This window comes from Kitasatospora phosalacinea (genome assembly GCF_000716545.1).
Taxonomy (GTDB): domain Bacteria; phylum Actinomycetota; class Actinomycetes; order Streptomycetales; family Streptomycetaceae; genus Kitasatospora; species Kitasatospora phosalacinea.
In genome coordinates this window covers 1-21,142 of sequence record NZ_JNWZ01000043.1, presented here as the reverse complement: position 1 = coordinate 21,142, position 21,142 = coordinate 1, and the positions used below count along the sequence as shown (strand labels likewise).

Below are 21,142 nucleotides of genomic sequence, written 5' to 3'. Positions count from 1 at the left end.
ACCGCGCTCCACCGCCCAGGAGGCCCCAGTGATCCGCACCAGCTCCGCCCGCCGACTGCGCGCCGCACTCGGCACCGCGGTCGCCGCCGCCGCGCTCGCCGCCTGCGGCGGTGCCCCGGCCCACCAGGGGGCGGCCGCCGTGGTCGGCAGCGACCGGATCAGCATCGCCCAGGTCGAGGCCCGGGTCGCCGCCGTCCGGAACGGCGCCGCGCCGACCGGCGCCGCCGAGGAACAGCCGGGCCTGGCCCGGCACGCCGTCTCCGACCTGATCCTCGGCAAGGTCGTCGCCCGCGCCCTGGCGGACCACCGGCTCGCCGTCAGCCAGTCCGAGATCGACCAGGCCAGGTCCGCGGACGTGCGCACGGTCGGCAGCGACACCAAGCTCGCCGAACTGCTGCGCGCCAAGCAGGGCGTCCCGGCGGGCGACGTCGACTCCTTCTACCGCCAGCAGATCGGCCTGGTGAAGCTGGCCGGCGGCCAGGACCCGAACAGCGCCGCCGGCGACGCCGCCATCCGCAAGGCCCTGGTCGACGCGGGCACCGCCCTGCACATCGAGGTCAACCCGCGCTACGGCAGCTGGGACACCGCCCGGATCGGCCTCACCGGCAGCACCGAGAACTGGCTGCCGGCGAACGTCCAGACCCTGTAGGCGAACGGCCGGGGCGCTCCTCGGCCGGACGGGTGAGCGACCCCCGCACCCCGCCGTGTCCGCGGGGCGATCCCGGGCGGGCCGGTGAGGCTGGGCCTCCCAGCCCAGTTCGCGCACCGGTTGCGAGGTCGCCCGTGGTCCAGCGCCGTCCGCCCCTGTCGAGGACGCCGCGCGCCCTGTGCGCGGCGCTGCTCACCGCCGGACTGCTCGTCCCGCTCGCCGCGGCCCCCGCGGTGTCCGCCACCCCGCCCGGGGCGGGCGCCCAGCGGCCGACCGGGCCGGGCCCGGCCCGACCCGGTGACCTCGTCGCCCGTTCCCTGGCTGCCGGGGCCCCCGGCCCCGGGCCGTCCACCGGCGACGCCCCGCGGTCGGCGCCCGGCCCCGGCGAGGGCGGCCGCCTCCCCGACACCGGGAGCGCCGGGGCCCTCCCGCTGATCGGCCTGGCCGCCCTCGGCTGCGTGCTGGCCGGCCTGATGGCCCTGGCGGCCAGGGCCCGCCGCCGCCACTGACCGCGCCCGCGGTCCGCGGGCGCCGCACGGTAGGTTCGGATCCCGTGGAGACCCCGAAGCTGATCCTGCTGACCACCACCCACCGCGTCGCCCCCGGCCTGCTCACCTGGCCGGCCTGGGAGGCGCTCCGGTCCGCGCCCAAGGTGCTGGCCGGTGTCGCGGACCACCCGCAGCTGGCCGCCCTGCGGGCGGCGGGCGTCGAGCCGGAGGTGGTCGAGCGGCCGTCGGCCCCCGCGCTGGCCCGTCGGTTGCTGGCCGAGGCTCCGGCGCTCTGGCTGGAGAGCCCGGACGGCGACCCGGGGCTGACCGACGCGCTGGCGCGGATCGCGGTGGAGGAGGCCGGCGAGCACCCGGAGATCGAGGTGCTGCCCGGCTCCTACGACCTGCCGGGTGCCCGGCTGCTCGACCTGGTCTCGGTGATGGACCGGCTGCGTTCGCCCGGCGGCTGCCCGTGGGACGCCGAGCAGACCCACGAGAGCCTGGTGAAGTACCTGGTGGAGGAGGCGTTCGAGCTGGTCGAGGCGATCGAGGAGGGCGACCGGGAGACCCTGCGCGAGGAGCTCGGCGACGTGCTGCTGCAGGTGTTCTTCCACTCGCGGATCGCCGAGGAGGACGCCGGCGACCCGTTCTCGATCGACGACGTCGCGGGCGACATCGTCGAGAAGCTGATGTACCGCCACCCGCACGTGTTCGGCGACGTGAGCGTGTCCGGCTCCGCCGAGACCGAGGCCAACTGGGAGCAGCTGAAGGCGGCGGAGAAGCAGCGCGAATCGGTGCTGGACGGCGTGCCCTCCGGCCTGCCCGCGCTGGCGTACGCGGCCAAACTGGTCTCCCGGGTGCGCCGGGCCCACTTCACCGGCGTGCCGGACGCGCCGTACGAGCTGCCCGCCGAGCTGACCGCCCGCTCCGCGGGGGAGCTGCTGCTGGCGGTCGCCCAGCGGGCGCACGACCGGGGCGTGGACGTGGACGCGGCCCTGCGCGCGGCGGCCCGCCGCTACCGGGCGGCGGTCCGGGCGGCGGAGGGCCTGCCGGAGGAGTAGGGGGCCGGTCCTAGCCCGCCAGCGGGACGTCCGCGACCGGGCGGCGCTGGGCCGGGACGACCTCGCCGATGGCCTCGCCGACCAGGGCGAGCACCTCGGCGAGCGGGTTCAGGTGGCCGGGCAGTTCGGCGAGCTGGACGATCCGCTCGCCGTCCGGGCCGGCCACCGCGAACAGGTCGATCGGGCCGAGGTGCTTGACGGCGGTGTCGACCAGCGCGGCGATGTCCGCCGGGTGGTGGATGTCGCCGCAGACGCCGACCACCGGGCAGCCGGGGCGGTCGAGTTCGGCGGCCAGGTCCTCGGCGATGCCGGGGCGCAGGTCGGCGATGAGCAGGCCGGCGGCGCCGGCGGCGGAGAACCGGCGGGCCAGGTCGGCCCCCGAACCCCCGTCGAGCACCGCGATGACCACCACTGCACCGGCTACTCGCATGGCCTGCTCCCCTTTCAGAGCGCAACCCGTGGCCGGCCCGCACGCCGCCCACTGTGGTTATCGGAGGATCGTAGGCTCGCCCCGACGCTCCGCAACAGGGATTACCCACCAGGTGACCAGACTCACGCGACGGCGGTTCCGGATACGGTCAAGACATGCCAGACCAGCCCCGCGCCGCCCAACCGCAACTCTTCACCTGGGAGTTCGCAGCCGACCCCTACCCGGCGTACGCCTGGCTGCGGGAGCACGCGCCGGTGCACCGCACCACCCTGCCGAGCGGGGTCGACGCCTGGCTGGTCACCCGCTACGCGGACGCGCGGCAGGCGCTGGCGGACGCCCGGCTGTCCAAGAACCCGGCGCACCACAGCGAACAGGCCCACCGCAGCGGGCGGGTCGGCATCCCCGGCGAGCGGCAGGCCGACCTGATGACCCACCTGCTGAACATCGACCCGCCCGACCACACCCGGCTGCGCCGGCTGGTCTCCAAGGCGTTCACCCCGCGCCGGGTGGCCGAGTTCGAACCGCGGGTGCGGGAGATCACCGACCGGCTGATCGACTCCTTCGCCGGCCGCGGCGAGGCCGACCTGATCCACGAGTTCGCCTTCCCGCTCCCCATCTACGCGATCTGCGACCTGCTCGGCGTCCCCGCCGAGGACCAGGACGACCTGCGCGACTGGGCGGGCATGATGATCCGGCACACGGGAGGCAAGAGGGGAGGGGTCGGCCGCGCGGTCAAGCAGATCCGCGGCTACCTGGCCGACCTGATCCACCGCAAGCGGGCCGACCTCGGCGACGACCTGATCTCCGGCCTGATCCGGGCCAGCGACCACGGCGAGCACCTGAGCGAGAAGGAGGCCGCGGCGATGGCCTTCATCCTGCTCTTCGCCGGCTTCGAGACCACCATCAACCTCATCGGCAACGGCATGTACGCGCTGCTGCGCAACCCGGACCAGCGCGCGCTGCTCCAGGAGTCGCTGGGGCGCGGCGAGTCCGCCCTGCTGGAGACCGGCGTCGAGGAACTGCTGCGCTACGACGGCCCGGTGGAGCTGGCGACCTGGCGGTTCGCCACCGCGCCGCTGGCCATCGGCGGGGTGGACGTCCCGGTCGGCGACCCGGTGCTGGTGGTGCTGGCCGCGGCGGACCGCGACCCGGCCCGGTTCTCCGCCGAGAACACCCTCGACCTGGCCCGCTCGGACAACCCGCACCTGGGTTTCGGTCACGGCATCCACTACTGCATCGGCGCCCCGCTGGCCCGGCTTGAGGGGCAACGTGCGATCGGCAGCCTACTGACCAGGCTTCCGGACGTCCGGCTGGCGGCCGATCCGGAGGCGCTGCGCTGGCGGGGCGGGCTGATCATGCGCGGTCTGCGCGACCTCCCGGTCTCCTTCACGCCCCGCTGACGCCGTTTCGGCACCCGCGACACGCCGCCGGACTGGGCCGACGACGCGCCGGGGCGGGGGCGCGTTTCGCACTCCCGCTCGGGACGAATCCGGACATACCTGGATCGTTCGTGTACGAGAATCGGGGATCCGTAATTTCGGCGTGATCATGGTGATATGAGCTTGTGATTGCTCGTCAGCTTTGCCTACTCTCCGACATGCCCGCAGCTGCGGGCCCCGGTCGCGGCACGCCGAGTCCTGTCCGCCGCGTTCTCGGGCCACCTACCAGGTACCGGACAGGAGCGGGGGAACCAGTGTGAACGCCGTAGTCCCGACGGCTTGGGGTGAAGCCGCCGAGCAGCGGACGCGACCGCGTCCGAACCGCCCGGCGGCCGGGCCAGCCTCCCGGTCCGAACCCGACAGCTCACCTCGCAGGCGTGCGGAGAGGATGTCCCGTGCTGTTCGCCAACACCCCTCGCCACCGCCGTAGTACCAAGGCCGAGAAGGTCATCGCCGCCGCCGGCGTGGCCTCGGTCGGCCTGGCCCTGCCACTGTTGGCCGCCACCGGAGCGGCAGCCGCACCCGTCGACACCTGGGACCGCGTGGCCCAGTGCGAGAGCGGCGGCGACTGGAACATCAACACCGGGAACGGTTTCTACGGCGGTCTGCAGTTCACCTCCTCCACCTGGCGCGCCTTCGGCGGCGGCCAGTACGCGGCCCGCGCCGACCAGGCCAGCCGCTCCCAGCAGATCGCGGTGGCCGAGCGGGTGCTCGCCTCCCAGGGCCCCGGCGCCTGGCCGGTCTGCTCCAAGCGGGCCGGGCTCGCCAGGGGCGGCGCGCCCGCCGAGGTCTCCGGCGACGCCGCCTCCCGCTCCGAGGAGCGCCCGACCGCCCCCCGGCAGCCGAAGAGCGCGCAGTCGAAGAAGCCCGCGAAGCCCGCTGCCGAACCCGTCGGGTCCGCCGAGGCCGACGAGGCCGACGAGTCCGCCGCCGCGCCCCAGGCCGCCCCGCAGGACCCGGCCGCCGGCGGCTACACCGTCCAGGACGGCGACACGCTCTCCGGCATCGCCGTCGCGCGGAACGTGTCCGGCGGCTGGGAGCGGATCTACCAGGCCAACCACGAGCTGATCGGCGCCGACCCCGACCTGATCGTGCCCGGCCAGGTGCTCGCCCTCTGACACCGGTCCGGGCCCGGTCCCGGCATCCGGGACGCGACGGGCCGGCGGCCTGACGAGGCCCCCCCGCCGCCCTGACGAGGGCCGCGTCCCCTGACGACCCGTCCGCTCCCGGCGTGCGCCGAGCAGTTCGCGCCGCCGGGGGCGGCGGGACGGCCGTCAAACAGGTGAACTACCGATGAGTAGCCGGGCCACACCGTGAGACGGGGCCCGGCCGGGCGTGGCCGCACGGCGCTGTGCGGCTAGGCTCTGGTCGTAACGACCACACATCCGCTTCCGCTAGGAGATGCCTCGTGCCGTCCATTGATGTCGTCGTAGCCCGTGAGATCCTCGACTCCCGCGGCAACCCCACGGTCGAGGTCGAGGTCGGTCTCGACGACGGCAGCACCGGTCGCGCGGCCGTCCCGTCGGGTGCCTCCACCGGTGCCTTCGAGGCCCTGGAGCTCCGCGACGGTGACAAGAACCGCTACTTCGGCAAGGGCGTCGAGAAGGCCGTCCTCGCCGTGATCGAGCAGATCGGCCCCGAGCTGGTCGGCTACGACGCCACCGAGCAGCGCCTGATCGACCAGGCCATGCTCGACCTGGACGCCACCCCGGACAAGTCCTCGCTCGGCGCCAACGCCATCCTGGGCGTCTCGCTCGCCGTGGCGCACGCCGCCTCCGAGGCCAGCGACCTGCCGCTGTTCCGCTACCTGGGCGGCCCGAACGCCCACGTGCTGCCCGTCCCGATGATGAACATCCTCAACGGCGGCTCGCACGCGGACTCCAACGTCGACATCCAGGAGTTCATGATCGCCCCGATCGGCGCGGAGTCCTTCTCCGAGGCCGTCCGCTGGGGCGTCGAGGTCTACCACACCCTCAAGGGCGTGCTGAAGGAGCGCGGGCTCTCCACCGGCCTGGGCGACGAGGGCGGCTTCGCCCCGAACCTGGACTCCAACCGCGAGGCCCTGGACCTCATCACCGAGGCCATCAAGAAGGCCGGCTACACCCCGGGCAAGGACGTCGCGCTCGCCCTGGACGTCGCCGCCTCCGAGTTCTACAAGGACGGCGCCTACCAGTTCGAGGGCAAGGCGCTCTCCTCCGCCGACCTGACCGCGTACTACGCCGAGCTGGTCGCCGACTACCCGCTGGTCTCCATCGAGGACCCGCTGGACGAGTCGGACTGGGACGGCTGGAAGACCATCACCGACGCGCTGGGCGACAAGGTCCAGCTGGTCGGCGACGACCTGTTCGTCACCAACCCGGAGCGCCTGCGCAAGGGCATCGAGACCGGCACCGCCAACGCGCTGCTGGTGAAGGTCAACCAGATCGGCTCGCTCACCGAGACCCTGGACGCCGTCGAGCTGGCCCAGCGCAACGGCTACCGCTGCATGATGTCGCACCGCTCCGGCGAGACCGAGGACGTCACCATCGCCGACCTCGCCGTCGCCACCAACTGCGGCCAGATCAAGACCGGCGCCCCGGCCCGCTCCGAGCGCGTCGCCAAGTACAACCAGCTGCTGCGCATCGAGGAGATCCTCGACGACGCCGCCGAGTACGCGGGCCGTTCCGCGTTCCCCCGGTTCCGCTCCGCGGACAAGTAAGCACGGCGGGGGCCGAACGTCCTGAGCCTGTTGTGACCGGTGCCCCGGTCCCCACCGCGTAGGGTGGGGCCGGGGCACCGGCGTGCGCAGGAGGGGCGAGCAGATGGCCAAGTGGAGGATCCCCGGGTTGGCGGCGCGGCCGCGCTTCACCAGCCGGGCCACCGTGCTGGTGCTCGTGCTGTGCTCGCTGGTGGCGATACTCGCCTACCCGGCCCGCCAGTACATCGCCCAGCGCGGCGAGATCGCCGCCCAGCGGGCCAAGGCCGAGCACGCCCGCCAGCAGGTCGACGAGCTGCGCCGGGAGAAGGCCCGCTGGCAGGACCCGGAGTACGTCAAGGCCCGGGCCCGGGAGCGGCTGCACTACGCGCTGCCCGGCGAGACCCCGTTCGTCTCGGTCTCCCCGCCGCCCCCGCCCGGCGCGAAGCCCTCCTCGGACGACGCCGCGGCCGGCCGGCCGAAGGCGCTCAAGCCCTGGTACGCCACCCTCTGGGACTCGGTGGACGCCGCCGACGCCGCCGGCGCCGCACCGCGGCCGGCCCCCTGACGCCCCGGCGTCCCCCCAACGACCCCCGCCCCCTCTGACGAACAGACTCCCGATGAGCAACCAGAACCCTCCCGCGCCCGACGCCCCCGAGGTGTCCGACCGCGACGTCGCCGCCATCGCCGCCCAGCTCGGCCGGGTCCCGCGCGGGCTGCGCGCCGTCGCCCACCGCTGCCCGTGCGGCAACCCGGACGTGGTGGAGACCGCGCCCCGGCTGCCCGACGGCACGCCGTTCCCGACGCTCTACTACCTGACCTGCCCCCGGGCCGCCTCGCTGATCGGCACCCTGGAGGCGGACGGCGTGATGAAGGAGCAGACCGCCCGGCTCGCCGAGGACCCGGAGCTCGCCGCCGCCTACCAGAAGGCGCACGAGGACTACATCGCCCGCCGGGACGCCATCGAGGTGCTGGAGGGCTTCCCCAGCGCCGGCGGCATGCCCGACCGGGTCAAGTGCCTGCACGTGCTGGTCGGGCACTCGCTGGCGGCCGGGGAGGGCGTCAACCCGCTCGGCGACGAGGCGATCGGGATGCTGGAGCAGTGGTGGGCCAAGGGCCCGTGCGTCAGCCCCGCCGAGGTCGACGCGGCCGGGGAGCGGGTCGCCCGCAACCGGGCCAAGGCCAAGGACCACGACGCGGTGATCGCCGCCAAGGAGGCGCTGAGCGCCGAGCGGGCCGCCCGCAAGGCCGCCGAGCAGCAGGAGGACGGGGAGTGAGCGCCACCCGCGTCGCCGCGATCGACTGCGGCACCAACTCGATCCGCCTGCTGATCGCCGACCTCGACCCGGAGACCGGGGAGATCACGGACCTGGACCGGCGGATGCTGATCGTCCGGCTCGGCCAGGACGTCGACCGCACCGGGCGGCTGCACCCCGAGGCGCTGGCCCGCACCTTCGCGGCCTGCCGCGAGTACGCGGAGGTGATCGCCGAGCACGGGGTCGCCCCCGACCGGATCCGGATGGTCGCCACCTCCGCCTCCCGGGACGCCGAGAACGCCGCCGAGTTCACCGCCGGGGTCGAGGAGATCCTGGGCGTCACGCCGAGCGTGGTCAGCGGCGACGAGGAGGCCCGGCTGTCCTTCACCGGCGCCACCCGCGAACTGCTCGGCGGCCCGCGCCGGCCGCCGTACCTGGTGTTCGACCTGGGCGGCGGCTCCACCGAGTTCGTGCTCGGCGAGCAGGACGTGCGGGCCGCGTACTCGATGGACATCGGCTGCGTCCGGATGACGGAGCGCCACTTCGCGGGCGGGCGGCCCACCGAGGCGCAGATCGGGGCGGCGCGGGCCGACATCCGGGCCGCGCTCGACACCGTCGCCGAGACGGTGCCGCTGGACTCCGGCGCCACCCTGATCGGGCTGGCCGGCACCGTCACCACCGTCGCCGGGATCGCCCTGGAACTGCCCGGCTACGACTCCGAGCGGATCCACCACGCGGTGATCGGCGTCGAGCGGGTGCGGGAGACCGCCCAGTGGCTGCTGCACTCCTCGCACGCCGAGCGGGCCGCCGTCCCGGTCATGCACCCCGGCCGGGTGGACGTGATCGCCGCGGGCGCGCTGGTGCTGCTGGAGGTCATGGAGCGCACCGGGGCCGCCGAACTGCTGGTCTCCGAGCACGACATCCTGGACGGGATCGCCTGGTCGATCGCCTGATCCACCGGCCGTCGGAAGGCCCCCGGAGGGCGCGCGGGAGACCCCCGCGGGCCGCTCCGGGGGCCTTCCGGCGTGTCGCGGCGAGAAGCTTCGTGAATTTCTTCACATGGCAATCCAGCCTTTCGACCCACTCCGGGCCACTGCGGCGACCGAAATGTGGACCGAAGGCCCCGTCGGCGGGTCGCTCGTGGGATCGCAGGCAACCTGCGGTTCATCCCGGAGAAATCGAAACCTCGCGCGGGAACCCGTGCGGGGCCGGGATCGTTGCTGCTCAGCGCGGCACCGCGGCCCGGACCGCTCACCGAGGTCGGCCGGCGGGGGTGAGGAGGCCCCTCCGGGGCGGAAATGCGGGCGCGTAGTGTAGCACCCGGTGTCCAGGAGCTTGTGACGGGCCTCACGAATGGCCCGTCAGGCGGGGGTGGATACTTTCGGATATGAGCACCACGGAGCGTCCTCGCATCCTCATTGTCGGCGGTGGTTACGTCGGCCTGTATGCCGCGATGCGCATCCTCAAGAAGATGCGCTACGGCGAAGCGACCGTCACGGTCGTCGACCCGCGGTCGTACATGACGTACCTGCCCTTCCTCCCCGAGGCGGCCGGCGGCAACGTCGCCCCTCGCAACCTCGTCGCGCCGCTGCGCAGCGCCCTCAAGAAGGCGGAGGTGCTCACCGGTCACGTGACCGAGGTGGACCACGCCCGCAAGGTCGCCACCATCCAGCCCGCGGCCGGCGACTCCTACGAACTGCCCTTCGAGTACCTGGTCGTCGCGACCGGCTCGGTGTCCCGCACCTTCCCGATCCCGGGTCTGGCGGAGCACGGCATCGGCATGAAGACGGTCGAGGAGGCGATCAGCCTCCGCAACCACGTCATGGCGCAGCTCGACAAGGCCGAGTCCACCACGGACGAGGACGTCCGGCGCAAGGCCCTGACCTTCGTGGTCATCGGCGGTGGCTTCGCCGGCATCGAGACCGTCGCCGAGATCGAGGACATGGCGCGCGACGCCGCCAAGATCTACAAGACCGTCAGCCGCGACGACATGCGCTTCGTGGTGGTGGAGGCGGCCAACCGCATCCTCCCCGAGATGGGCCCGGACCTCGGTCTGTGGACCAAGGAGCGCCTGGAGGAGCGCGACATCGAGGTCTACATCGAGACCTCGATGGACTCCTGCGTCGACCAGCACGTGGTGCTGAAGAACGGCATGGAGTTCGACGCCTCCACCATCGTGTGGACCGCGGGCGTCAAGCCCAACCCGGTGGTCAACCGCTTCGGCCTCCCGCTCGGCCCGCGCGGCCACGTGGACACCGCGGCGACCCTCCAGGTCCAGGGCTTCGACTACGTGTGGGCGGCCGGCGACAACGCCCAGGTCCCCGACCTGGCCGCCGGTGAGGGCGCCTGGTGCCCGCCGAACGCGCAGCACGCCGTCCGCCAGGCCGCCGTCCTCGGTGACAACGTCATCGCGGGCATGCGCGGCTTCCCGCAGGCCGAGTACAAGCACAAGAACCTCGGCGCGGTGGCCGGCCTCGGCCTGCACAAGGGCGTGGCGATCCTGTTCGGCAAGGTCAAGCTGAAGGGCCGCCTGGCCTGGTGGTTCCACCGCGCCTACCACGGTGCGATGGTCCCGACCATGAACCGCAAGATCAGGGTCTTCACCGACTGGACCCTCGCGATGTTCCTCAAGCGCGAGACCGTCGGCCTCTCCGAGATGGAGAAGCCCTTCGACGCCTTCCAGGAGGCGACCGCCCCGGCGCCGAAGCCCGCCGCGGCCGAGCAGCCGAAGAAGGAACTCGCCGCGAGCAAGTAAGTCGCGACAAGCAAGCGACCCAGACCCGGCCCCAGGCCGGGTACGAGTCGGAGGCCCTCCGCCCGGCAGCGCCGCCGGACCACGACCTCCGTGGTGCTCAGCCGGCCCCGCCACCGGGCGGAGTACAGCAGGCAGTTGACGAAGGCCCCCACCCTCCACCGGGTGGGGGCCTTCGGGCGTTCCGGGGCCGTCAGGCCCCTCCGGCGGGCGCGGTGCGCTCGCCCAGCCGCTCGTGCCGCTGCCGGGCGGCCTGCGGGGTGCCCAGGCCCAGCCCGAACGCGATCTCCTGCCAGGTCATCCCGCGTCCGCGCGCCATGGTGAGCAACCCGGCCTCCAGCTCGTCGAGTTCGGCCCGCACCAGCGGCAGCAGGGTCAGCGCGGCCAGCACGTCGGCCCGGTCGACCTCCGGCTCGTCCTCCTCGGCCAGGGCCGCCCCGCTGAGCAGGAACGCCACCAGTCGCACCGCCTCGTGCGGGGCGAGCATCGCGGGGTTGGTCTGCCGCCGCCGCTGCCCGTCGGTGGCGGCGTGCCGCTCGGCGATCCAGAACAGCGAGGCGTACACCCGCTGGGCGCGAACGTGCTCGTTCGATTACAAATCGTCACGGAAGGTGGGCAGGAGAGTGCCCAGAGCCGGACTCGAACCGGCACGGCCTCGCGGCCAAGCAGTTTTAAGCTGCCCGTGTCTGCGTTCCACCATCTGGGCCTGGGAGCGCGGCGAACTCAGTCGCTGAGCCTAGTCGGCCGGGCGGCCGTTTCGCATATTTCCAGGTGCGGAAGTTGTCATGCATCCATGCCATCTGACGATGCGTCCGGTGTTTCGGCCAGGCACCGGTCGTTCTCGGCCATCCGCGCCTCGGGGGCGGAGTCATCCCGCAGGAGGAGGCGGCCCCGGGGGCCGTACGCCTGGCGGCGGTGGGCCAACCCTTCGGCGGAGCGACGTGGACGGCCGGGGGTGCGGCGAGGATGGAGTAGCGGTCGGAGGAGTCCTCGGAGCGGCCGCGCCGTGACGAACCCGCCCTCCCGGACTAAGGAGTCCACCGTGAGCACCTCGACCGCGTACGCAGCCCACACCGGCCTGGCGGCGGCCCGCGCCACCGGCCTGAACAAGGTCTACGGCGAGGGCGAGACCAGGGTCGTGGCGCTGGACGACGTCTCGGTCGCCTTCGGGCAGGGCGAGTTCACCGCGATCATGGGCCCGTCCGGCTCCGGCAAGTCGACGCTGATGCACTGCATGGCCGGGCTGGACAAGGTCACCTCCGGGTCGGCCACCATCGGCGACACCGAGCTGGTCGGGCTGAAGGACAAGCAGCTGACCAAGCTGCGCCGGGACAAGATCGGCTTCGTCTTCCAGGCGTTCAACCTGCTGCCCACGCTGACCGCGCTGGAGAACATCACGCTGCCGATGGACATCGCCGGCACCAAGGTCGACCGGGCCTGGCTGGACCGGGTGGTGGAGACCGTCGGCCTGTCCGGCCGGCTCTCGCACCGGCCCGCCCAGCTGTCGGGCGGCCAGCAGCAGCGGGTGGCGTGCGCCCGGGCGCTGGCCTCCAAGCCGGAGATCATCTTCGCCGACGAGCCCACCGGCAACCTGGACTCCCGCTCCGGCGCGGAGATCCTCTCCTTCCTGCGCAACTCGGTGCGCGAACTCGGCCAGACCGTGGTGATGGTGACGCACGACCCGGTGGCCGCCTCGTACGCGGACCGGGTGGTGTTCCTGGCCGACGGCCGGATCGTCGACGAGCTGCACCGCCCCACCGCCGACACCGTCCTGGACCGGATGCGCCGCTTCGACGCCAAGGGCCGCACCAGCTGACGGCCCGCCGCCCGCTCGCCGGGCCCCGCCGCCACCTACCGCACCCACCTCCCCGGGACTGACCCCATGTATCGCACCGCACTGCGCAACGTGCTGGCCCACAAGGGCCGACTCCTGATGACGGCGCTGGCCGTGCTGCTCGGCACCGCCTTCGTGGCCGGCACCCTGGTGTTCTCCGACACCATGGGCCGGGCCATGCGCGACAGTTACTCCACCAGCTTCTCGGACGTCTCGGTGCTGGTCTCCGCCACCGGCGCGGACGGCGGCGGCCCGACCGGCGGCGACGACCAGCCGAAGGAGCGGGCCTCGCTGACCGGGGCCACCGTCGAGCAGCTGGCCGCGCTGCCCGGCGCCGAGCGCGCCCGCGGCGTGGTCTCCGGCTTCACCGCCGTCGCCGACAAGAAGGGCAACCTGGTCGGCCAGGCGTGGAGCGCCCGCGGCGCCAACTTCGTCCCGGACGGCTCCGGAGCCGACACCCGCTACCCGATGGCCGAGGGCCGCGGCCCGCGCACCGGCGGCGAGATCGCGCTGAACCGGCAGGCCGCCGACAAGGCCGGCTACCACGTCGGCGACACCGTCCGGGTGGCCGGCAACGGCGCCGCCCGGGACGCGGTGCTCACCGGCGTCTTCACCACCGACGACCCGCAGGTCACCTCCGGCGGCACCCTGGTGCTGATGGACACCGCCACCGCCCAGCGCGAACTGCTGGAGCCGGGCCGGTTCAGCTCCGTGGTGCTGACCGCCAAGGCCGGCACCACCGAGGCCCAACTGCTCGACCAGGCACGGGCGAAGGCCCCCGCCGAGGGCACCGAGCTGAAGACCGGCCAGGAGCTCAAGGACGAGCAGACCAGGATGGTCGCCGACTCGGTCAGCGGCATGAAGACCATGCTGCTGGTGTTCGCCGGGATCTCGCTGTTCGTCGGCATCTTCATCATCGTCAACACCTTCACCATGCTGATCGCCCAGCGCATCAAGGAGTTGGCGCTGCTGCGGGCGGTCGGCGCCAGCCGCGGCCAGGTCACCAAGTCGGTGCTGGTCGAGGCGCTCGCCATCGGCGTGGTCGCCTCCGTCGGCGGCCTGCTCGCGGGCGTCGGCATCGGCGCGGGCCTGCAGTCCCTGCTGCACGCCTTCAACGAGGGCCTGCCCACCGGCTCCCTGGTGATCGCCCCGGTGACGGTCGTCGGCACCCTGGTGACCGGCGTGGTGGTCACCGTGCTGTCCGCGCTGCTGCCCGCCGTCCGGGCCTCCCGGATCCCCCCGGTGGCGGCGATGAGCAGCGGCGACCAGCCCAGCACCCAGCGCGGCCTGCTGATCCGCAACTCGATCGGCGTGCTGGTGGCCGGCTCCGGCCTGGGCCTGATCCTGGCCGGCGCCAACGGCGAGGGCTCGAACGCCCAGCACATGCTGGAGCTGGGTGCCCCGCTCACCCTGATCGGCGTGTTCGTGCTGCTGCCGCTGCTGTCGCGCCCGGTGATCGCGCTGGTCGGCCCGGTGCTGGCCAGGGTGTTCGGCACCCCCGGCAAGCTGGCCCGGCTGAACGCGGTGCGCAACCCGCGCCGCACCGCCAGCACCGCGGCCGCGCTCACCATCGGCCTGACCCTGGTCACCGCGCTGACCGTGATCGGCAACTCGGTCACCAGCGCCGTCACCTCGATGGTCGGCAGCTCGATGAAGGCCGACTACGTGGTCGGCATGGCCGACGGCCGCGAGCTGTCCACCGACCTGACCGGCCTGGTCGCCAAGGCGGACGGGGTGAAGGCGGCCAGCCAGGTCGACAACGTCTGGTGGGACATCGAGGGGGTGGGCGGCAGCCGCGCCATCGAGGGCTACGACGCCGCCGCCTTCGACCAGTTGGTCAACCTGACGATGAAGTCCGGCTCCACCGCGGCCCTCGGGCAGGACCAGGTCCTGGTCAACGACGAGTTCGCCACCAAGCACCGGCTCTCGGTCGGCTCCACCCTGCGGGCCACCGCGGACCAGGGCGGGCCCGTGACGCTCACCGTCGGCGGCGTCTTCGAGCGCAACGACGGCGTCTCCCCGATCGTGGCGTCCAACCGGCTGATCGAGAGCCACGACGCCCACCCGCTGGTCCAGCAGATCCTGGTGAAGGGCGCCGACGGCCCGACCGCCGCACTGAAGCAGTCCATCAAGGACGCCACCGGCCGCAACCCGGTGATGGAGGTCCGCACCCTGAAGGACATGGTCGACGAGTTCAGCCGGATCATCTCGACCATGCTCAACCTGATGTACGGCCTGCTCGGCATGGCGGTGATCGTCGCCGTCCTCGGCGTGATCAACACGCTCGCCATGTCGGTGTTCGAGCGCAAGCGCGAGATCGGCATGCTGCGGGCGATCGGCCTGGAGCGGCGCGGCATCAAGCGGATGATCCGCCTGGAGTCGGTGGTGATCTCGGTCTTCGGCGCCCTGATCGGCGTCCTGCTCGGCTGCTTCCTGGCCTGGGCCGCGACCCGCGTCCTGGCCTCCGAACTGAAGGGACTGACCACCGTGATCCCGTACGGCAGCGTGCTCCTCTTCCTCGGCCTGGCCGCCCTGGTCGGCATGGTCGCCGCGCTCTGGCCGGCCCGCCGGGCCTCCCGGCTGGACATCCTGAGCAGCATCAAGACCGACTGACGCCGCGCACGGAGCCGCCCGCCCCGGGACCGGGACGGGCGGCTCCCGCGTGCCGGGGGGCGTCAGCGGGTCTCGATGACGACCTTCTCGATCACCACGTCCTGCACCGGGCGGTCGTTGCGCGGGTTGGTGTCGGTGTTGGCGATGGCGTCCACCACCTTCTGGCTGGCCGCGTCGGTGACCTCGCCGAAGATGGTGTGCTTGCCGGTCAGCCAGGTGGTGGCGCCGACCGTGACGAAGAACTGCGAACCGTTGGTGCCCGGGCCCGCGTTGGCCATCGCCAGCAGGTACGGCTTGGTGAACGCCAGGTCCGGGTGGAACTCGTCGGCGAACTCGTAACCCGGGCCCCCGGTGCCATTGCCCAGCGGGTCGCCGCCCTGGATCATGAACCCCTGGATCACCCGGTGGAAGACCGTGCCGTCGTACAGCGGGGCGTTGCTCGGCTGCCCGGTGTTCGGGTCGGTCCACTGGCGCTCACCCGTCGCCAGCTCCACGAAGTTCTTGACCGTCTTGGGGGCGTGGTTCGGCAGCAACCGTACCTCGATGTCGCCCTTGTTGGTCTTCAGAGTGGCGTACAGTTCCTCGGCCATGGGGCCGCCTTTCTGGGTATGCGTCAGGTGCGCCACCCACCCTGCCCCTTCCACGGCCACCCGCGCAGGCGACACGGGATCATCCTCACGACCGACGCGGAATACTTTGCCAAACCATTACTCTTGTGCTCTGTGTGGGTGGTGCCGTGCCGCCCCGGAAGGAATGTGATGAGAAGCAGGAACCCGGTCTTCTCGCGGGAGGGGTCCTTCACCCGCGACAACCAGTACGCGGGGTTCGGCACGCAGACGGCCGGCCAGCCGGGCCAGCAGGCCTACGGCAACCCGTACGCGGGCCACCAGGGCGCCGGACAGCCGCCGTTGACGGACGAACAGCTCGCGGGCATGTACGAGGCCCCGTCCGCCGGCCCGCTCCAGACCGGCCGGATGACCATGGACGACGTGGTCGCCCGGACGGCCATGACGCTGCTGACCCTGGTCGCCTTCGGCGCGGTGGCCTGGTTCACCGTGCCGATGGACAACTTCGCCCCGGCGATCGGCGCGGCCCTGGTCGCGATGGTCATCGGCCTGGTGGTCAGCTTCAAGCGCAGCGTCAACCCCGGTCTGATCCTGGCCTACGCGGCGCTCGAGGGCTTCTTCCTCGGCGCGATCAGCAAGGCCTTCGAGACGTTCTGGCCGGGCATCGCGATCCAGGCCGTGCTGGGCACCTCGGCGGTCTTCGCGGCGACGCTGTTCGCCTACAAGAGCGGCCGGATCCGGGTCACCCCCCGGTACACCCGGATCGGCATCTCGATCGCCATCGGCTTCGTGCTGCTGATGCTGGTCAACGTGGTGGCGATGGCCTTCGGCGCCGACTTCGGCCTGCGCTCCGGCCCGTTGGGCATCCTGGTCGGCCTGGTCGGCATCGCCCTCGGCGCGTTCTTCCTCACCCTCGACTACGCCGAGATCGAGGAGGGCATCCGGATGGGCGCCCCCGAGAAGGAGGCCTGGCGGGCCGCCTTCGGCCTGACGCTGTCGCTGGTGTGGATCTACATGGAGATGCTGCGCCTGATCGCCATCCTGCGCGGCGACGACTGACCCGCGCCCGGCGCACACCCGCGGCGGGCCCCGGGGGAACGTTCCTCCGGGGCCCGCCGCGGCCGTTCCCGGCCGGGACAGGGCGGGGCGGTTGGCTAGTCTCGGGGCATGTCCGAGCAACTGCCCGCCGCCGCCGCGCGGCTGACCACCGCCGTCGACCGGCTCGCCGACCGCTTCCGGGCGATGCCGCAGAGCCGCCTGCTGGGCGCCGTCCCCGGGTACCCGTCCCGGGCCGCCGCCGTGCTCGCCCTGGCCCGGCGGCTGGCGGACGCGGGACGCGCGCTGGAGGGGCTGCCCGCGCTGGAGGTGCCGGACTGCGGGGCGTTCGCGGTGGGCGACCAACTCGCCGTCACCGGGCACGACCTGGCGCTCGCCGCGGGCGACGGGCACCCCGGGGCGCTGGCCGCCGCGCTCGCCGACGTCGAGGCCACCGATCGGCTCACCGCCTGACGTCCCGTCAGGAGCCGGACGCGCCGACGGGGCGCCGAGCCGGCCGGGCAACCCCTTGCCGGGCGGTCGGCGCCCCGTCGCGGGCGCGGGCGGGCGGCCGTCAGATCGAGGCGACCACCCGGTCGGCGAGGACGTAGACCGTCTCGTCGTCGGTGGAGAAGGTCAGCGAGTACGAGCCGGAGAACCGGGACCCGCCGAGCAGCCGGACGTCCTCGCCGGCCCGGACGGCGTCGATCAGCCGGTACGCGGCCTCCCGGTCGCCGGGCGCGACGCAGAGCGTGGTGCCGTCGGCGAAGGCGTACACGTCCAGGGTGCCCAGCGGGCCGGGGCGGACGTCGGTCAGGCCGATCCGCTCCTCGGCCAGCGCGGCCAGCCGGTCGTCGGTCCACTCGCGGGACGGGGTCGGGCTGGGCACGAAGTCCGGGTGCGAGGGGTGCCGGCGCGGGTCGGGCGCGGTCGCGGGCTCCGCCTCGGCGTCCAGCAGCCCGGCCTCCAGGCCGGTGGCCAGCAGGTCGGCCTCCCGGCGGGCCTGCACGTCGCCGCCGTCGCCGGGGGCGGGCAGGGCGCCGCCCTGCGAGGGGTGCGCGGTCCGGGTGCCGCCGGCCGGGGCGCCGTCCGCCGGGGCGTCCTTGATCAGGTCCTCCAGCGCGTGGCGCAGCGCCTCGCCGAACTCCGGGTCCATCACGCCGTTGTTGTCGGCGGCGTCCTGCGGGCCGGTCGGGCGCGGGAAGAAGATCGGCCAGTCCTCGCCGACGGTGGTGAACGGGGTGTCGAACAGCGGGGAGTCCTCGGCGGCGCGCGCCTCCTGCTCGGCCCAGAACGCCCGGGCCTCGGTGATCTCCCGCTCCCGGTCGGTGGCCAGCGCTTCGGCGACGGCGCGGCGTATCAGCGCTTCGTCCAGCTGCGGGGCGGCTGGCTGCCGCGCGTCCAACTTCCGCGTCAGCGCGCGGAGGTGGAACAGGACGGCGGTGGTCAGGGCGATCAGTGCCAGCAGCAGGGAGAGGAAGGCGGCGCTCACGGAACGTACTCCCAACGAGGAGCGGAACGGGGTTACGCCTCCACACTGCCGTATCGGCGGCCGTTACTGCAGTGGCTGATGTCGGATTTGTCAGTGACTTTCCTCCTTGTCCGCAAATTGTTGGGTAATACCTTTCTACGCTGCGGAGTTGATCCAATCCGCTGCGTCGAACATTCGGCCCCGGAGGGGCGAAAAAAGGGCCGGATCGCACCTTCGGTGTGATCCGGCCCTCAATTACCCAGCGTCACTCCGGATGGGTGAGACGCCTGTCACATCGGTCAGCTCAGGCGCTCGATGACCATCGCCATGCCCTGCCCGCCGCCCACGCACATGGTCTCCAGGCCGAACTGCTTGTCGTGCCACTGCAGGGAGTTGATCAGGGTGGTGGTGATCCGGGCGCCGGTCATGCCGAACGGGTGGCCCACCGCGATCGCGCCGCCGTTCACGTTCAGCCGGTCCAGGTCGACGCCCAAGTCCCGGTAGGACGGGATGACCTGGGCCGCGAACGCCTCGTTGATCTCCACCAGGTCGATGTCGCCGATCGACAGGCCGGCCCGCTTCAGCGCCTGCCTGGACGCCTCCACCGGGCCGTAGCCCATGATCTCCGGGGAGAGCGCCGAGACGCCGGTGGAGACCACCCGGGCCAGCGGGGTGATGCCCAGCTCGCGCGCCTTGGTGTCCGACATGACCACCAGCGCGGCCGCGCCGTCGTTCAGCGGGCAGCAGTTACCGGCCGTCACGGTGCCGTCGGGGCGGAACACCGGCTTCAGCCCGGAGACGCCCTCCAGCGTCACGCCCGCGCGCGGGCCGTCGTCCGCGCTCACCACCGTGCCGTCCGGCAGCGTCACCGGGGTGATCTCGCGCTGCCAGAAGCCGGCCTCGATCGCCGCCTCGGCCAGGTTCTGCGAGCGCACGCCGAACTCGTCCTGCTCGGCCCGGGTGATCCCCTTCAGCGCCGCCAGGTTCTCCGCGGTCTGGCCCATCGCGATGTACGCGTCCGGCAGCAGGCCGTCCTCGCGCGGGTCGTGCCACTCGCCGCCGCCGGTCTCCGCGCGGTGCCCGGTGCGCGCCTGCGCCTCGTCGAACAGCGGGTTGGTGGTGCCCGGCACGTCCGAGGTGCCGTTGACCGAACGGGAGACCGTCTCCACGCCCGCCGAGACGAAGACGTCGCCCTCGCCCGCCCTGATCGCGTGCAGCGCCATCCGGGTCGTCTGCAGCGACGAGGAGCAGTAGCGGGTGATCGTGGCGCCCGGCAGGTAGTCCATGCCCATCTGGACGGCCACGATCCGGGCCAGGTTGTGGCCCTGCTCGCCGCCCGGCAGGCCGCAGCCCAGCATCAGGTCGTCGATCTGCCGCGGGTCCAGCTGCGGGACCTTGGCGAGCGCCGCGCCGATGACCTGCGCGGTCAGGTCGTCCGGGCGGACGTCCTTCAGCGAGCCCTTGAACGCCCGGCCGATCGGCGAACGGGCGGCGCTGACGATGACGGCTTCGGGCATGGCGGGCTCCTCGCTGAGTGACCTCGGGACGCGATCCGGTGGATCTCCCCGGGAAAGTTACCGCTTGGTAGCTCCGGCGTCATCCGACTCCGGATGTGAGTTCGCCGACGCGATCGCCCGCCGCCCCGGCTCGCCCTCGACCCCGGCCCGCTCCGCCCCGGCGGGCTCCGCGTCCTCGCCGTGCGGCAGGGCCAGCCGGAACCGCTGCTTGAGCGTCGCCCACCGCCAGGTGCCGTTCGCCGGACCGGCCGCCGTCACCTCGGTGCCCGAACGCCCGGCCGCTGCGGCGGCCGCCACCGCCACCGGCAGCACCGCCTGCGGCTCCACCGCGCCGCCGGCCGCCGGCGACTCCTGCGGCCACAGCTCCAGCGCCGCGCACAGCGAAGGCAGCAGCGCCATCGACGCCGTCGCGTACCCCTGCGCGGACGGGTGGTAGCGGTCCGCCGCGAACAGCTCCGGCCGGGACGCGAACTCCGGGCCCAGCAGCGAACCCAGCGAGACCGTCCGTCCGCCCGCCTCCACCACCGCGATGGTCTGCGCCGCCGCGAGCTGCCGGCTCAGCCGCCGCGCCACCCAGCGCAACGGCGGCCGGACCGGCTTGATGGTGCCCAGGTCCGGGCAGGTGCCCACCACCACGTGGCAGCCCGCCGAGACCAGCACGCCCACCGCCTCGCCCAGCTCGCGCACGCTGCGCGCCGCCGGGGCGTGCCTGGTCACGTCGTTCGCGCCGATCATCAGCACCGCGACGTCCGGCCGGTGCGGCAGCGCCAGCTCCAACTGCCGGGCCAGGTCGGACGAGCGCGCCCCCGACTTCGCCACGTTCACCAGCCGCACCCGGCGCTCCGCGATCGAGGCCAGCCCCGAGGCCAGCAGCGCGCCGGGGGTCTCCTGCGCCCGCTGCACGCCCAGCCCCGCGGCCGTCGAATCGCCCAGGAACGCCAGCACCAGGGGGCCCCGCGAGTCGGACGGATCGGCGAACGCCTCGCCGTACACGCCGTCCGCGCGCGGCGGGTCGCCGTCCAGGATGCCGATCGCCCGGATCGCCATCCGGCTCTCGGTCAGCAGCACCCCGGCCAGACCCGCACCCAGCAGCCCCAGCCCACCACCCCCGTACGCCGCCGCGGTGGCGATCCGCCGCGCCACCCGGGCCCTCGACGCCTGCGAGCCGGACATCGGCAACCCCCTCTCCACTCCGCACGCCGCTACCCCAGTGGTACCCCCCGGCCACCCGGCCGTACCGGACCCCCGGGGCAGAACCACCCGCCCGCCGCACCGGGCCGGCGGGGCGCGGGACGCGGGGCGCGTCGGGCGGGGCGCGGGGTGTGAGGGATCGGGGGGCGGCGGGTGGGCCCTAGGC

At 73.3% G+C, this 21,142-nt stretch carries 19 protein-coding genes, 1 tRNA gene, 1 pseudogene and 1 riboswitch; of the genes and pseudogenes, 14 read left to right on the top strand and 7 right to left on the bottom strand.

All coding sequences use genetic code 11. The features are described from left to right. The first annotated feature begins 28 nt into the window (after positions 1-28). From OO48_RS21470 to OO48_RS21460, 3 genes are all read left to right on the top strand, one after another. Entirely contained in the window at positions 29-649 is a 621-nt protein-coding gene (locus tag OO48_RS21470; RefSeq protein WP_051732416.1) for a SurA N-terminal domain-containing protein, read from the top strand. Positions 650-783: 134 nt separating this feature from the next. Next, a complete protein-coding gene (locus tag OO48_RS21465; protein ID WP_033218745.1) occupies positions 784-1,158 on the top strand; it encodes an LPXTG cell wall anchor domain-containing protein in 375 nt (124 codons plus the stop codon). 44 nt (positions 1,159-1,202) lie between these two features. Next, the gene (locus tag OO48_RS21460; protein WP_033218744.1) at positions 1,203-2,198 is read left to right on the top strand and encodes a nucleoside triphosphate pyrophosphohydrolase; all 996 of its coding nucleotides are present in this window, start codon (positions 1,203-1,205) and stop codon (positions 2,196-2,198) included. Between the two features lie 10 nt (positions 2,199-2,208). Here the strand turns inward: OO48_RS21460 and OO48_RS21455 are convergent, their stop codons facing one another. After that, on the bottom strand, positions 2,209-2,628 hold the full coding sequence (locus OO48_RS21455) for an SDR family NAD(P)-dependent oxidoreductase (RefSeq protein WP_081952278.1): 420 nt from the start codon (positions 2,626-2,628) through the stop codon (positions 2,209-2,211). 155 nt (positions 2,629-2,783) lie between these two features. Here OO48_RS21455 and OO48_RS21450 point away from each other — a divergent pair, with 155 nt between their 5' ends. The 7 genes and pseudogenes from OO48_RS21450 to OO48_RS21420 all read left to right on the top strand — a co-directional run bounded on the left by OO48_RS21450 (position 2,784) and on the right by OO48_RS21420 (position 10,752). After that, positions 2,784-4,028, top strand: coding sequence for a cytochrome P450 family protein (locus tag OO48_RS21450; RefSeq protein ID WP_033218742.1), 1,245 nt, complete (start codon positions 2,784-2,786; stop codon positions 4,026-4,028). 232 nt (positions 4,029-4,260) lie between these two features. Beyond that, a riboswitch (cyclic di-AMP (ydaO/yuaA leader) is annotated at positions 4,261-4,459 on the top strand. Between the two features lie 3 nt (positions 4,460-4,462). Beyond that, entirely contained in the window at positions 4,463-5,185 is a 723-nt protein-coding gene (locus OO48_RS40755; RefSeq protein WP_033218740.1) for a LysM peptidoglycan-binding domain-containing protein, read from the top strand. Positions 5,186-5,475: 290 nt separating this feature from the next. Further along, positions 5,476-6,765, top strand: a complete 1,290-nt coding sequence (eno, locus tag OO48_RS21440; RefSeq protein WP_033218738.1) for a phosphopyruvate hydratase — start codon at positions 5,476-5,478, stop codon at positions 6,763-6,765. Between the two features lie 103 nt (positions 6,766-6,868). Beyond that, positions 6,869-7,309: an FtsB family cell division protein gene (locus OO48_RS21435; RefSeq protein ID WP_051732414.1), complete on the top strand. Its 441-nt coding sequence runs from the start codon at positions 6,869-6,871 to the stop codon at positions 7,307-7,309. A 52-nt stretch (positions 7,310-7,361) separates the two neighbouring features. Further along, positions 7,362-7,898, top strand: a pseudogene (locus OO48_RS21430) (DUF501 domain-containing protein); the annotation flags it as partial. Between the two features lie 116 nt (positions 7,899-8,014). Continuing rightward, positions 8,015-8,950, top strand: a complete 936-nt coding sequence (locus OO48_RS21425) for a Ppx/GppA phosphatase family protein (RefSeq protein WP_033218732.1) — start codon at positions 8,015-8,017, stop codon at positions 8,948-8,950. A 434-nt stretch (positions 8,951-9,384) separates the two neighbouring features. Then, positions 9,385-10,752 (top strand): NAD(P)/FAD-dependent oxidoreductase, encoded by a 1,368-nt coding sequence (locus OO48_RS21420; RefSeq protein WP_033218731.1) that lies wholly within the window; start codon positions 9,385-9,387, stop codon positions 10,750-10,752. Between the two features lie 190 nt (positions 10,753-10,942). Here the strand turns inward: OO48_RS21420 and OO48_RS21415 are convergent, their stop codons facing one another. Together OO48_RS21415 and OO48_RS38455 are read right to left on the bottom strand one after the other, a co-directional pair. Next, complete coding sequence (locus OO48_RS21415; RefSeq protein WP_051732412.1) at positions 10,943-11,314, bottom strand: hypothetical protein; 372 nt, start codon at positions 11,312-11,314, stop codon at positions 10,943-10,945. A 59-nt stretch (positions 11,315-11,373) separates the two neighbouring features. Next, positions 11,374-11,455: transfer RNA gene (locus OO48_RS38455), tRNA-Leu, on the bottom strand. A 336-nt stretch (positions 11,456-11,791) separates the two neighbouring features. On the opposite strand from OO48_RS38455, the gene OO48_RS21410 reads away from it, so the two are divergent. Further along, entirely contained in the window at positions 11,792-12,565 is a 774-nt protein-coding gene (locus OO48_RS21410; protein WP_033218729.1) for an ABC transporter ATP-binding protein, read from the top strand. Positions 12,566-12,631: 66 nt separating this feature from the next. Then, positions 12,632-15,196 (top strand): ABC transporter permease, encoded by a 2,565-nt coding sequence (locus tag OO48_RS21405; RefSeq protein ID WP_033218728.1) that lies wholly within the window; start codon positions 12,632-12,634, stop codon positions 15,194-15,196. Between the two features lie 62 nt (positions 15,197-15,258). On the opposite strand, the gene OO48_RS21400 is transcribed toward OO48_RS21405, so the two are convergent. After that, entirely contained in the window at positions 15,259-15,786 is a 528-nt protein-coding gene (locus tag OO48_RS21400; protein WP_033218727.1) for a peptidylprolyl isomerase, read from the bottom strand. Between the two features lie 168 nt (positions 15,787-15,954). Between OO48_RS21400 and OO48_RS21395 the strand changes: the two genes are divergently transcribed. Both OO48_RS21395 and OO48_RS21390 read left to right on the top strand, forming a co-directional pair. After that, positions 15,955-16,821 carry a Bax inhibitor-1/YccA family protein gene (locus OO48_RS21395; protein WP_033218726.1) on the top strand — a complete coding sequence of 289 codons (867 nt, stop codon included), beginning with the start codon at positions 15,955-15,957 and terminating at the stop codon, positions 16,819-16,821. Between the two features lie 108 nt (positions 16,822-16,929). Further along, positions 16,930-17,271, top strand: a complete 342-nt coding sequence (locus tag OO48_RS21390; protein ID WP_245194739.1) for a hypothetical protein — start codon at positions 16,930-16,932, stop codon at positions 17,269-17,271. Between the two features lie 100 nt (positions 17,272-17,371). Here OO48_RS21390 and OO48_RS21385 read toward each other — a convergent pair whose 3' ends face one another. The 3 genes from OO48_RS21385 to OO48_RS21375 all read right to left on the bottom strand — a co-directional run bounded on the left by OO48_RS21385 (position 17,372) and on the right by OO48_RS21375 (position 20,958). Then, entirely contained in the window at positions 17,372-18,289 is a 918-nt protein-coding gene (locus OO48_RS21385) for a hypothetical protein (RefSeq protein ID WP_051732410.1), read from the bottom strand. Between the two features lie 278 nt (positions 18,290-18,567). Then, positions 18,568-19,785 (bottom strand): acetyl-CoA C-acetyltransferase, encoded by a 1,218-nt coding sequence (locus OO48_RS21380; protein ID WP_033218724.1) that lies wholly within the window; start codon positions 19,783-19,785, stop codon positions 18,568-18,570. 57 nt (positions 19,786-19,842) lie between these two features. Continuing rightward, positions 19,843-20,958, bottom strand: a complete 1,116-nt coding sequence (locus tag OO48_RS21375) for an SGNH/GDSL hydrolase family protein (RefSeq protein ID WP_033218723.1) — start codon at positions 20,956-20,958, stop codon at positions 19,843-19,845. Positions 20,959-21,142 lie beyond the last annotated feature (184 nt).

What these genes read in the sequence shown, in the direction of transcription:
- OO48_RS21455 (WP_081952278.1), bottom strand. Translation starts at nt 2,628, where the DNA reads ATGCGAGTAGCCGGTGCAGTGGTGGTCATCGCGGTGCTCGACGGGGGT.
- OO48_RS21450 (WP_033218742.1), top strand. Translation starts at nt 2,784, where the DNA reads ATGCCAGACCAGCCCCGCGCCGCCCAACCGCAACTCTTCACCTGGGAG.
- OO48_RS21435 (WP_051732414.1), top strand. Translation starts at nt 6,869, where the DNA reads ATGGCCAAGTGGAGGATCCCCGGGTTGGCGGCGCGGCCGCGCTTCACC.
- OO48_RS21420 (WP_033218731.1), top strand. Translation starts at nt 9,385, where the DNA reads ATGAGCACCACGGAGCGTCCTCGCATCCTCATTGTCGGCGGTGGTTAC.
- OO48_RS21405 (WP_033218728.1), top strand. Translation starts at nt 12,632, where the DNA reads ATGTATCGCACCGCACTGCGCAACGTGCTGGCCCACAAGGGCCGACTC.
- OO48_RS21400 (WP_033218727.1), bottom strand. Translation starts at nt 15,786, where the DNA reads ATGGCCGAGGAACTGTACGCCACTCTGAAGACCAACAAGGGCGACATC.
- OO48_RS21395 (WP_033218726.1), top strand. Translation starts at nt 15,955, where the DNA reads ATGAGAAGCAGGAACCCGGTCTTCTCGCGGGAGGGGTCCTTCACCCGC.
- OO48_RS21390 (WP_245194739.1), top strand. Translation starts at nt 16,930, where the DNA reads ATGTCCGAGCAACTGCCCGCCGCCGCCGCGCGGCTGACCACCGCCGTC.
- OO48_RS21380 (WP_033218724.1), bottom strand. Translation starts at nt 19,785, where the DNA reads ATGCCCGAAGCCGTCATCGTCAGCGCCGCCCGTTCGCCGATCGGCCGG.
- OO48_RS21375 (WP_033218723.1), bottom strand. Translation starts at nt 20,958, where the DNA reads ATGTCCGGCTCGCAGGCGTCGAGGGCCCGGGTGGCGCGGCGGATCGCC.